This is a genomic window from Streptomyces sp. NPDC030021 (assembly GCF_055574035.1).
Map to the genome: position 1 here is coordinate 186195 of NZ_JBVIAH010000011.1, position 11579 is coordinate 197773.

5 protein-coding genes are annotated in these 11579 nt (G+C 73.9%); all 5 read right to left on the reverse strand.

From position 1 onward, the window contains the following. Positions 1 to 6: 6 nt before the first annotated feature. The 5 genes from ACZ4YL_RS22850 to ACZ4YL_RS22870 all read right to left on the reverse strand — a co-directional run bounded on the left by ACZ4YL_RS22850 (position 7) and on the right by ACZ4YL_RS22870 (position 11553). Entirely contained in the window at positions 7 to 1404 is a 1398-nt protein-coding gene (locus tag ACZ4YL_RS22850) for a condensation domain-containing protein (protein ID WP_468118861.1), read from the reverse strand. Continuing rightward, positions 1404 to 4760 (reverse strand): non-ribosomal peptide synthetase, encoded by a 3357-nt coding sequence (locus tag ACZ4YL_RS22855; RefSeq protein WP_468118863.1) that lies wholly within the window; start codon positions 4758 to 4760, stop codon positions 1404 to 1406. Before ACZ4YL_RS22855 ends, ACZ4YL_RS22850 begins: the two co-directional genes overlap by 1 nt. After that, positions 4753 to 8832 (reverse strand): non-ribosomal peptide synthetase, encoded by a 4080-nt coding sequence (locus ACZ4YL_RS22860; RefSeq protein ID WP_468118865.1) that lies wholly within the window; start codon positions 8830 to 8832, stop codon positions 4753 to 4755. The genes ACZ4YL_RS22855 and ACZ4YL_RS22860 overlap by 8 nt, the downstream gene beginning before the upstream one ends. Positions 8833 to 9121: 289 nt before the next feature. Continuing rightward, the gene (locus ACZ4YL_RS22865; protein ID WP_468118867.1) at positions 9122 to 10402 is read right to left on the reverse strand and encodes an MFS transporter; all 1281 of its coding nucleotides are present in this window, start codon (positions 10400 to 10402) and stop codon (positions 9122 to 9124) included. A gap of 119 nt (positions 10403 to 10521) precedes the next feature. Further along, positions 10522 to 11553 (reverse strand): winged helix DNA-binding domain-containing protein, encoded by a 1032-nt coding sequence (locus ACZ4YL_RS22870; protein ID WP_468118869.1) that lies wholly within the window; start codon positions 11551 to 11553, stop codon positions 10522 to 10524. Between the last annotated feature and the right edge of the window lie 26 nt (positions 11554 to 11579).

An 11579-nucleotide genomic window follows, 5' to 3' on the forward strand; every position in this document is an offset into this window, starting at 1 on the left:
AACTCCCTAGGTGGTGAGCGGGGATGCGGGCGCGGCGACGGCCCGGTCCAGCACGTCCTCGATTCCGGTGAGCAGCCCTCGCACGTCCTCGGGCGTGGCCGCGTGGCGGTTGTACTCGGCGGTGCCGCCGATCGCGCCGTCCCGTTCCACGAGGCCGATGCAGGCGAGGGCGGCGGCCGGGTCGGGGCTGTAGAGCTCCAGGTGCCGGGCGGGGGGCCCGGGCAGCTGGCCGACCTCGATGCCCGGCAGGTCCAGGGGGACCGACGGGTAGTTGTGGAGGGCGAACAGGACGTTGTACGGCGGAGGCGTTCCGTCACCGAACAGGACGTCCACGGGCAGGCGTTGGTGGGCGAGGGCCTCGGCCACCGCGGACCGGGTGCGGTGCAGCAGTTCCCGGAAGGCGGGGCCGCCCGCGAGGTCGAGCCGGATCGGTACCACGGTGGTGAACTGCCCGACGGCGCCTTCGAGGGCTCCGGCGAAGCGGCCGGCCGCGGGGGTGCCGATCACCACGGAGGTGCGGCCGTCCCGGCGGGCCAGCACGACGGCCAGCGCGGCGAGCAGGGTCATGAACGGGGTGGCTCCCTCGGCCGCGCCCAGCTCCAGCCCGGCGTCGACCGGCCCGCGGGTGAGCCGTACGGGCAGATGGCCGCGTTCGAACCCGCCGGGCGCCCGGGGTGCGGGCGGGTCGGCGGCGAACACCGCACGGCGGCGGGCAAGTTCGGCGGAGCCGTCGGGCCCGGCGAGCCACCGGTGCTGCCAGTCGGCGTAGTCGGGGAACTGGAGCTCGGGCGGGGCGAGCCCCGCCGGGCCCGCGCGGTAGCCGGCGGCCAGGTCCGCGAGGAAGATCCCGGAGGACCAGCCGTCGAAGACCGCGAGGTGGGAGGCGAGGATCAGGACGTGCTCGTCGGGGGCGAGCCGCAGCAGCCGGAAGGCGCTGGTGCGGCCGCTCTCCAGGTCGAGGACGGTGGAGGCGCTCTCGGTGCTCTGCAGGGCCACGCGTTCGGCGGCGGCCTGCGGGGTGAAGCCGGAGAGGTCGGCCCGGGTGAGCCGCAGCACCGGTTCCTCGTCCACGTGCAGCCGGGGCTGACCGGTGGTGGAGACGGTGAGCCGGGTGCGCAGTGCCTCGTGGCGGCGCAGCACCCCGGTGAGGGCGTCCACGAGCCGCCGCGGGTCGAGCGGGCCGGTCAGCCGGAGCGCGTGCGAGCCGGTGGCGACGGCCGGGTGGGTGCGCTCGCGGCGCCACAGCCGGGACTGGAGGGCGGTGGGCGGGACCGGCCCCGCGCCGGAGCGCGGGGCCGGGTGGGCGGGTACGGGCTGCCGGGCGGCCAGCATCAGCCGGGCGAGTTCGCGCTTCGCCTCGGGGAGCGCGGCGAGCGCTCCTTCGAGCCCGGCCGGGTCGGCCATCAGGAACCGTCCGGCTGCTGGAGGGAGCCGAGGAGGGCGGCGGCCTCGTCGTCGCTCATGTTCTCGATCTGCTCGAAGACCGCGAGCAGCCGGTCCTGTTCGCCGGCGGCCTCGGCCTTGGCGGTGCGAACCAGTTCGGCCAGTCCGGAGACGGTCGGGCGGCCGAAGAAGTCGGCGAGGGCGATGTCGATGCCGAAGAGGGCTCGGACCCGGGAGACCACGATGGTGGCCTGCAGGGAGCTGCCGCCGAGGGCGAAGAAGTCGCCCTCCACGTCGGGGTTCTGCCATTCGAGCAGCGGGGTGAGGATGTCCCGGCAGATCTGCTCCTCGATGGCGTCGCGGGGCGCGGTGCCGCCCTCGGCCGACAGCTCGGTGGGCTGGGGCAGTGCGGCGGTGTCGACCTTGCCGTGCGGGGTGAGGGGCAGCTCCTCCAGGACGACGACGACCGGCACCATGTAGCCGGGCAGCCGGCCGGCCGCGTAGGCGCGCAGGCCCTCGGCGTCGGCGACCTCGGAGGCGTACGAGCCCACCTGTTCGACGGTGACGTAGGCGGCCAGCATGCGCTCGCCGCCCGCGGCGGGCTGGGCCACCACGACGGCCTGCTGTACGGAGGGGTGCCCGGTGAGCACGGCCTCGACCTCGCCGGGCTCGATGCGGTGGCCGCGCACCTTGAGCTGGCGGTCGGTGCGGCCGAGGAAGTCCAGGTTGCCGCCGGGCAGCCAGCGGACCAGGTCGCCGGTGCGGTAGAGGCGGGCGGTCTCGGGGCCGTCCGCGTAGGGGTTGTCGGCGAAGCGGTCGGCGGTGAGGTCGGGGCGGCCCAGGTAGCCGCGGGCGACGCCGGGGCCGGAGACGCAGAGTTCACCGGGTACGCCGGGCGGGACCGGGCGCAGCCGCTCGTCGAGGACGAACGCCTGGTGGCCCGGCATGGGACGGCCGATCGGCGGGTTGCGGTCGTAGCTGCCGGTGCAGTCCATGAGCGTGACGGCGACGGTCGCCTCGGTGGGGCCGTAGCCGTTGACGAACCTCCGCTCCCCCGCGGTCCATTCGGCGACCAGCCGGCCGGGGAAGGCCTCGCCGCCCACCGAGACCAGACGCAGGTCGGGCAGGCCGGCCTGGTCGAGCAACGGCAGGAGGGCGGGCGGGAGTTCCGCGACGGTGGCCGCGTCCTCGCGCATCCGGGTCTGGAGCAGGGCCGGGTCGCGGCGCTCGTCGTCGGTGGCGATGACGAGCGAGCCGCCCGCCAGCAGGGTGGTGAAGATCTCGAAGACGGAGACGTCGAAGGTGAGCGGGGCGAACTGCAGGACCCGGTCCTCGGCCCGGATCTCGTAGGCCTTGGCGATGGTGCGGGAGAAGTGGGTGACCGAGCGGTGCTCGATCATGACCCCCTTGGGGGTTCCGCTGCTGCCCGACGTGTAGAGCACGTAGGCCAGGTCGCCGGGGGTGGCGGTCGGCGCGAGGGAGGGTACCTCCCGGACGGGGGCCGCCGTTCCGGTGGTCACGAGCTCCAGCGGTACGGGCAGCTGCGCGGCTTCGTCGACGAGGGCGTGCCGGACCTTGGCGTCGGTGAGGACCGTACGGGTCCGCTCGGCCGGGGCGGCCGGGTCGACCGGGATGTAGTGGGCGCCCGCCTTGAGCACGCCGAGGACTCCGGCGACGGCGGCCGGGCCGCGGGACACGCACACCGCGACGGGGTCGCCGTGGCGGACGCCGCGGTCGCGCAGCCGGTGGGCGATGGCCTCGGACCAGCGGTCGAGGGCGGCGTAGTCGAGCCGGGTGGAGCCGTGGCGGACGGCGACGGCGTCGGGGTGGATGGTGGCCCGCTCGCGGAACGCGCGGTCCAGGGTGGTGGTCCAGGCGGCCTCGTCCACGGGGCCGCCGCGGGAAAGCTCGCGGGCGTGCCGGGAGGCGGCGGGCTCCTCGACCAGGCTGATGTCGCCCACCTGGAGGTCGGGGTTGTCGGCGACCTGCTCCAGGACCTGGCGGAAGGCGGCGAGCAGGGCGCTCGCCGTGCCGTGCCGGTAGAGGGAGGTGTTGTATTCGAGGGAGAGTTCCAGGCCGTCGTTCTCGCCGACCAGGAAGCTCATGTCGAACTTCGCGGCACCGTCGTGGAGTTGGTCCATGGTGAACTCGACGTCTGCGGCCTGGGCCCGGTGGGTGCCCCAGCGGCCCAGCGAGGTGAACTCGATCTGGAAGAGCGGGTGGCGCAGCGGGTCGCGCACCGGGCGGACGGCCTCGACCACCTGCTCGAAGGGCAGCTCGCTGTTGGTGAAGGAGTCCATGACGGAGGACGCGGTGCGGGTGACCAGCTCGCGGAAGGTGAGCTGGTCGGTGACCTCGGTCCGCAGGGTGATCATCTGGACGAAGCAGCCGATGACCTGCTCCAGGTCGGGGTGCGGCCGGGAGGCGCTCGCCGTGCCGACGACGACGTCCTCGGTGCGGGTCCAGTGCCGCAGCAGCGCGTTGAAGGCGGCGAGCAGGGTGGTGAAGACGGTGGTGCTGTTGGCGTCGGCGAGCTCGGTGAGGCGGTCCAGCAGCTTCTGGTCCAGGGTCAGTTTCAGACCGCGGCCGTCGCCGCGGGTCTCGGGGCCGCGCGGGTGGTCGGGCAGGACCTCGGTGGCGACGGCGCCGGCCAGGATCTGGCGCCACTTGGCCGCGAGCGCCCGGCCGTGCTCGTCGTTCTCCAGCTTGGCCCGCTGCCAGGCCGCGAAGTCGGCGTACTCGACGGCGAGCCGGGGGGCCTCGGGGCGCTTGCCCGCGGCGGCCGCCGCGTAGCTGGAGGTCAGTTCCTCGGTGAAGATCCGGGTCGAGCCCGGGTCCCAGGCGATGTGGTGGACGACCCAGAGCAGGACGTGGCGCTCCGCGGCGAGGCGTACGAGGTGGGCGCGGACGGGCGGGCCGGCGGCCAGGTCGAAGGGGGCGGCGGCGCAGCTCGCGGTGAGTTCGGCGAGTTCGCGGTCCGCGTCCTCGCTGCCCGACAGGTCGGTGCTCTGGACGCCGAGCACGAAGGAGGGGACGGGTTCCTGCCAGGGGACTCCGTCGATCTCGACGAGTTTGCTGTGCAGCACCTGGTGGCGGGCGACGACGGCGTTGAGCGCCTCGTGCAGGGCGGCCCGGTCGAGGGGGCCGCCCAGGCCTATGGCCAGGGCTATGTTGTTGCGGGCTTTGCCGGCGCCGAGCCTGTCGACGAACCACATCTGCTCCTGCTGGAAGGAGGAGCGGGACCGGGGCCCGTGGTCGGTGCGCTTGAGCTCGATGCGGCGGCCCACGCCGGCCGTCATCTGGTTGCGCATCCGTCCCAGCAGCCGGGAGCGCTGTCCCTGGGGCAGACGGCCGAGCCGTTCGGCGAGATCAGACATGGGTTCCTCCGTTGCGGTGCAGGTCGGCGAGGAGAGCGGCGAGCCGGTCGGGCAGGTGCTTGGCGAAGTAGTGGCGGCCCCCGGGGATCACGGCGAGGCGTACGTCGGCCGCGTACCGGCCCCAGGCGCGGTAGCCGTCCTCGTAGCCCTCGGTGGCGTCGTCGGCGTCGCCGATGATGCAGGTGAGCGGGGTGGCCAGGGGGCGGTCGTAGCCTCCTGGGGTGCGGGCGAAGAAGCGGGCGGCCTCGGTCATGTCGTGGCGGACCATCCGCAGGACCGCGGTGAGGTCGCTGTCGTCGAGGACGCCGTCGAAGCCGTCCATGGTGGTCAGGTACGCGACGAGGTCGTCGTCGCCGGAGACGCGCTCCATCTCCAGGGCGTACTCGGGGTCCTCCTCGGGGAGGGCCGCGGCGAGGTCCAGGGCGATCGGGCGCTGCCCCAGCCGTTCCAGTACGCGGGTGGTCTCCAGGGCGGTGACGACTCCGGCGCAGTGGCCGTAGACGGCGTACGGTCCCCGCACGGTGCGGGCGATCTCCTCGGCGGCGAGTTCCGCGAACTCGGGGACCGGGAGCATCGGGCCGGGGCGCAGCGGGTCGTGTCCGGGCGGTGAGACGGCCAGGAGTTCGATGTGCGGCGGGAGCTGGGCGGCGAGCGGCTGGTAGGCGATGGCGTCGCCGCCGCCGTGCGGGAAGCAGACGAGGGTCAGCGAGGCGGTGCCGGCGGGGCGTTCGGGGGTGAGCCGGTGCAGCAGACTGTGCGCCTGCGTTCCGGCTGCGCCGAGTTCGGCGGTGCGGGCGGCCAGGCCGGCCGGGGTCGGGTTGCTGAAGAGGTCGACGACGCGCAGGGCGGCGGCTCCGCCGTCCGGCAGGGCGGTGGCGACGGCGCGGACCGCGCGCACGGCGGCGAAGGAGTCCCCGCCGAGGGCGAAGAAGTCGTCGTCGGGCGCCACTTCGGCCGCGCCGAGCACCTCGGCCCAGACGGCGGCGATCCGCAGGGCGACGGGGTCACCGTCCACGGGTGCGGCGGCGGGCCGGTCCGGGGCGGTGGTGGGGCGCGGGTCGGGCAGGGCGCCCCGGTCGACCTTGCCGTTGGGGCTCAGCGGCAGCCGTTCCAGCAGGACCAGTTCGGCGGGGACGCAGTGCGGGGGCAGGACGGCGGCGAGGGCGGTGCGCAGGGCGGCGGTGTCCAGGCCGGCGCCCTCCTCGGGCACCACGTAGCCGACGAGGCGGTCGGAGCCGGCGGTGCGGCGGGCGGCCACGACGGCCTCGCGGACGCCGGGGCGTTCGCGCAGCGCGCTCTCGACCTCGCCGGGCTCGATGCGGAGCCCGTTCAGCTTGATCCGGAAGTCGGTGCGGCCGAGGAGTTCGATGGTGCCGTCTGCGCCGTAGCGGGCCAGGTCGCCGGTCCGGTAGAGGCGTTCGGTGCGGCCCGGCTCCAGTTCGACCCGGACGAACTTCTCCTCGGTGAGCTCGGGCCGGTTCAGGTAGCCGCGGGCCAGTCCGATGCCGCCGAGGTGGAGTTCGCCGGGGACGCCGACGGGGACGAGACGGTCCTTCGGGTCGAGGATGTAGGTGAGCTGGTTGGCCATGGGCCGCCCGTACGGGAGCTTCGTCCACTGCGGATCGACCCGGCCGACGGGGAACTCCACCGAATGGATGGAGGCTTCGGTCGCTCCGCCGAGCGCCACGAAGGACAGGCCGGGGGCGAAGGCGCGGATCCGGTCGGGCTGGGTGACGGGGATCCAGTCGCCGCCGAGGAACGCGGTGCGCAGCTTCGGCAGGCGGGGCCCGCCTGCGTGTTCGAGCTGGTCGGCCAGGAGGCCGAGGAGGGCGGGGGCGGAGTTCCAGACGGTGACGCCGTGCCGCTCGACGAGGTCGGCCCAGTGCGCCGGGTCCTTGGCGGCGGCCGGGTCGGGCAGGACGAGCGTGCCGCCCGCGGCCAGGATGCCGAGGGTCTCGTAGACGCTCATGTCGAAGCTGGGCGAGGACAGGGCGAGGACCGAGTCGCCGGGCCCGATGCCGTACGAGCGGTTGAGGTCGAGGATGTTGTTGACGACGCCCCGGTGTTCCAGGGCGATGCCCTTGGGGGTACCGGTGGAGCCCGAGGTGAAGATGACGTAGGCGAGGTCCCGGGAGGTGACGGGGACGGCCGGACGGGTCGCGGGCAGCTCGGCGAGCGCGGCCCGGTCGGTGTCGAGGAGCACCTGCGCGGTGCCGGCGGGGACGGGCAGCCGGCCGATCAGCTCCGCGTCGGAGACGACGATGGGCGGCGCGGAGTCCCGCAGCAGCAGGGCCAGGCGCTCGGCCGGGTAGTCCGGGTCGAGGGGGACGTAGGCCCCGCCGGCCTTGAGGACGGCGAGGATCGCGGTGACCAGTCCCGGGCCGCGGCGCAGGCACAGGGCCACGGTCCGGTCGGGGCCCGCGCCGGCTTCGACGAGCCGGTGCGCGAGCCGGTTGGCGCGCTCCTCCAGCTCCCGGTAGGTGACGTTCCAGCCGCCGAGTCCGCCGAGGATCACGGCGGGCGCGTCGGGCCGCCGGTCGGCGTGCTGCTCGAACAGCTCGTGCAGGCAGGCGTCCTGGGGGAAGGGGGCGCGGGTGGCGTTCCAGTCGTCCAGGGCGGCCCGGCGCTCGGCGTCGGTGAGCAGCGGCAGGGCGGACAGCGGGGCGTCGGGGCGGTCGAGCGCCCCTTCGAGGGTGGTGAGGAAGTGGCCGAGCAGCCGGTCCACGGTCGCGGCGTCGAACAGGGCGGTGGGGTACTCCACGAGGGCGCGGACGGCGGTGCCGGTGTCGTGGACGCTGATCATGAGGTCGTACTTGGTGGCGTGCGAGGAGAAGTCGATGGGCTCGGTGGTGACGCCCGCGAGGCCCGGCGCGGTGTCCGGGGTCTCGTCGAGGAGGAACATCACGGAGGTGAGCGGCGGCCGGCTGGGGTCGCGGGGCAGTCCGAGGGCGTCGACGATCAGGTCGAAGGGCAGTTCCTGGTGCGCGTACGCCTGGAGGGTGGTGTGGCGGGTGGCGCGGACCAGTTCGGCGAAGCCGGGGTCGCCGCCGGTTCTGATGCGCAGCGGCAGGGTGTTGACGAAGAAGCCGATGAGATCGCCGAAGGCCGGGTGGTCGCGGCCGGAGACCGAGGTGCCGACGACGATGTCCTCCTGGCCGGTCCAGCGGCGCAGGGTGGCGGCGAAGCCGGCCAGCATCGTCATGTAGAGGGTGGCGCCCTCGGACTTGCCGAACTCCCGCAGCCGGGCGATGAGCCGGGGCGGGAGGTCGATGTAGCGGGAGGCGCCGGCGTGGCCGAAGACGGGCGGTCTGGGCCGGTCGGTGGGCAGGTCCACGGGGGTGGCGCCGCCCAGCTCCTCGCGCCAGAAGGAGGTGAGGCTCTCCAGCCGGTCCCCGCTGACGCGGCGGCGCTGCCAGGTGGCGAAGTCGGCGTACTGGAGGGCGAGCGGGGCCGCCGCATCGGCGGGCGCCCCGGTGCGGGCGGCGTAGGCGCGCTCCAGTTCGGTGTAGAGGACCCGCATGGACCAGCCGTCGGTGACGATGTGGTGCAGGTTGAGGACGAGGACGTGGTCCTCGGGGCCGATCCGGCCGAGCCGGGCCCGCAGCGGGACGGCGCCGGCCAGGTCGAAGGGGGCGCCCGCGTCGGCGTCGTAGAACGGCCGGGCAGCCTCCTCGTCGGGCAGTTCGGTCAGCGGCAGGGGCAGCCGGTAGCCGTCCACCACGCGGGGGACGGCCTCGGTGGCGCCCTCCTGGTAGGTGTAGACGGTCCGCAGCACCTCGTGGCGGTCCACGATGTCCTGCAGCGCCGTGTGCAGGGCGGGGACGTCGAGCGGGCCGCGGATGCGGGTGGCGACCGGCACGTTGTAGGCGGGGCTGCCGGGCTGCAGCTGGTCGATGAACCAGAGGCGGCGCTGCGCGAAGGAGAGCACGGGCGCTTCGGCGGGGTCGCGGGGTGCCGGCTCAGGGTCCTCACGTACGGCGGCGCGCCCGCCTCCTCGGCCGGTCAGGGCCTGGAACAGTGCCCGGCGGGACTTCGGCAGTGCGGCTATGCGTTCGGCGAGGGACTCGCTCACCTTGAGCCTCCGTGCGTCTTCGGGAGTGGGCGTGCGGCAGGGCGCGCCGCAGGAACGCGGCGCGGACGTGTGGGTTCCGCGGGTGCGGGTGCGGGTTGCGGATGGGGGCGCAGGCCCCCGGTACACCTGCTGGCCGCGGCTGCGGCTGCGGCTGCGGCTGCGGCTGCGGCTGCGGCAATGTCAGCCACGGCGCCGCACCCGCGTACCGTCCGGTGGCGCGGATTCGGGGCGGAGCCCGGCGGGAGCGGATGCCGATCGCGTGGCACCCGCTCCCGATGGTCTGGACCGGTCAGGCAGTGATCTTGGAGGCCTCGCCGGCTTCGGCGGCCTCGGCGGGCTGCTCGGCGTCGCCGCCCGGCATTTCCTTGATCTTGGCCACCGGACCGGCCAGCAGGGTCAGGCCACCGACGATGGTCACGGCACCGGCCACCGCGAGGCCTGCGGTGAGGCCGACCCCTTCGCCGAGGGCGCCGCCCGCGAAGTAGCCCAGCGACAGGGCGCCGTAGACCGCGGAGAGGGCGGTGCCGCTGACGCGGCCCATCTGCTCGTTCGGGGTGACACCCTGGACGAGGCTGAGGACGTGGATGTCGAACATCGGGGAGACGAAGCCGATGACGGCCTGGACCACGATCAGTCCGACGAAGCCGCCGATCGCGCCGCCCATCGGAACCAGGATGTAGCCGGCGCCGAGCACGACCGCGGTGATGACCAGGAGGCGGCCCACCGAGAGGCTCTTGGAGACCACCTCGGAGAGCACCGCGCCGACGATGACGAAGACCGACATGACGGCGAAGGCGATGCCGACCTGGCCGGGGCTCAGGTCCAGGACCTTGTACGCGTAGACGATCAGCAGGGCGTCGCCCATCGCGGCACCGAGGTTGACCACGACGTTGGCGGTGAACAGGCCGCGCAGCACCGGGTTGCCGAAGAGGGTCTTCATGCCCTCCTTCATCTCCGCCTTCGCGGAGGCCTTGCGCTCCTCGGTCCGCTCGCGGGTGTCCCGGTGGCGGATGACGAGGAGGGCGATCAGCGAGACGAGGAAGGTGAAGGCGTCGGTGGTGACGGCACGTGCGGCGCCGAGCAGCTGGATGAGGGCGCCGCCGGCGCCGGCCCCGACCGCTTCCGCGACGCTCCGGCTGATCTGCAGTTTGGTATTGCCCTCGATGAGGTTCTCGGTACCGATGAGCTGGGGCAGCCAGGACTGGTACGAGACCTCGAAGAAGGTGGTGAGGCAGCCGGTGACGGCGGCCACGATGTAGATATGCGCCATGCTGACGGAGTCGAGGGCGAATGCGAGCGGAATCGTCCCGAGGGCCAGGAACCGGCCCAGGTCGGCGACGATCATCACCGTGCGCCGCGAGACCCGGTCGGCCACCAGCCCGGCGATCGGGGCGAGCAGCAGGAAGGGGAGGAAGCGCAGCGCGCCCAGCACGCCGACCTCCAGGGCCCCGCCGTCCAGGACCACGACCGCGAGGGTCGGAAGTGCCAGGAGGGAGATCTTGTCGCCGAAGTTGCTGACAGTCTGCCCGAACCACAGGCGATTGAAATCGGAATGCCGACCGAGTGCCATGTCGACGCCCTTTTCTGATTGGGTACGGAATTGTCGGACGGCACTGACGCTATGGTCCGGGAGTTAGACGCCGGTTATGGATTCCGGGACTATAGACCGCTTGTAGACATGCGATGAGTTCAGCTGGAGAATCGTGCGATGTCGGCGCTCTCGCGGGCGATTCCGGCCGCCACGGCGGGGGTGTGGGGCTCGGCCCCGGGGAAGGGTTCGACCGTCACCGGCGCCCCGCGGCGGCCTCCGGACCAGGTGCCTACGGCCAGGCCGTCGACCAGCACGGTGGCGCGGATCTGCCCGCCGCCGGGCCACACCCGGCGTTCGTGTGCGGCGGGCACGGACAGGTCCCGGCTGCGGTAGCCGACGAGGTAGTTGTCGTAGGCCGGCAGCAGGCGTACGTCGGGCTCGCCCGGGGTGGGCACCGGCTCGGGCCCGGTCTCCCGTACGGCGGCCCACGCGTTCTTGCCCGTGGTGGCCTTGAGCCCCGACCAGTGGACGAAGTCCAGGGCGTCGGAGGGGCCGTACGCCGCGCGGTAGCGGCGCGCGAGTTCGCGTTCGGCGGCGGCTCCGGTGAAGTGCAGGGGTCCGGTGGCGGGCAGCCAGTCGTCGAGGAGGACGAAGGTGGCCTCGCCGCCCTGCTGCGGTCCGTGGCAGATGCGGCCGTTCAGGGCGGCCCGGCGGATCAGGTGGAAGGCGGACTGCCCCTTCGGCTCCACCCCGAGGGTGGTGAGCCGGTCGGTGAGCTGGGCGCGGGTCAACGGCCCCTCGCCGTCGATCGCTTCGGTGATGAGGCGTTCCGAGCGCGTGCACAGGGACTCGTCGAGGCCCAGTTCGCGCAGCCGCCGGGCGGCGAGCGCGAGGTAGACCGGTCCGAAGAGGGCCAGCAGCCAGCGGGCGTCGGCGGCCGGCACCAGCTGGAGGGTGCCGCGCATGAACCAGCCGCGGACGGCGCTGCGTTCGGTGTCGGTGGCCCGGCGGACCGCGCCCTGGGTCATCCCGCGGGCCCGTACCCGGAGCCCGAGCTCCGCCGCGGGAAGGTCCTGCGCCTGCACGGCGAGCACCCGGTCGAGGACGGCGGCGACCGATTCCTCCCGGACCTCGCCCCCGATCGCCTGTGCGCGCGCCCTGAGCAGCCGGTCGGTCGTACGTCGTTCCACGTGTCCAGTCTTTCAGCCGAGCGGCC

Excerpts from the sequence above, each read along its gene's own strand:
- ACZ4YL_RS22855 (WP_468118863.1), bottom strand. The coding sequence starts at position 4,760 with ATGTCTGATCTCGCCGAACGGCTCGGCCGTCTGCCCCAGGGACAGCGC.
- ACZ4YL_RS22865 (WP_468118867.1), bottom strand. The coding sequence starts at position 10,402 with ATGGCACTCGGTCGGCATTCCGATTTCAATCGCCTGTGGTTCGGGCAG.
- ACZ4YL_RS22850 (WP_468118861.1), bottom strand. The coding sequence starts at position 1,404 with ATGGCCGACCCGGCCGGGCTCGAAGGAGCGCTCGCCGCGCTCCCCGAG.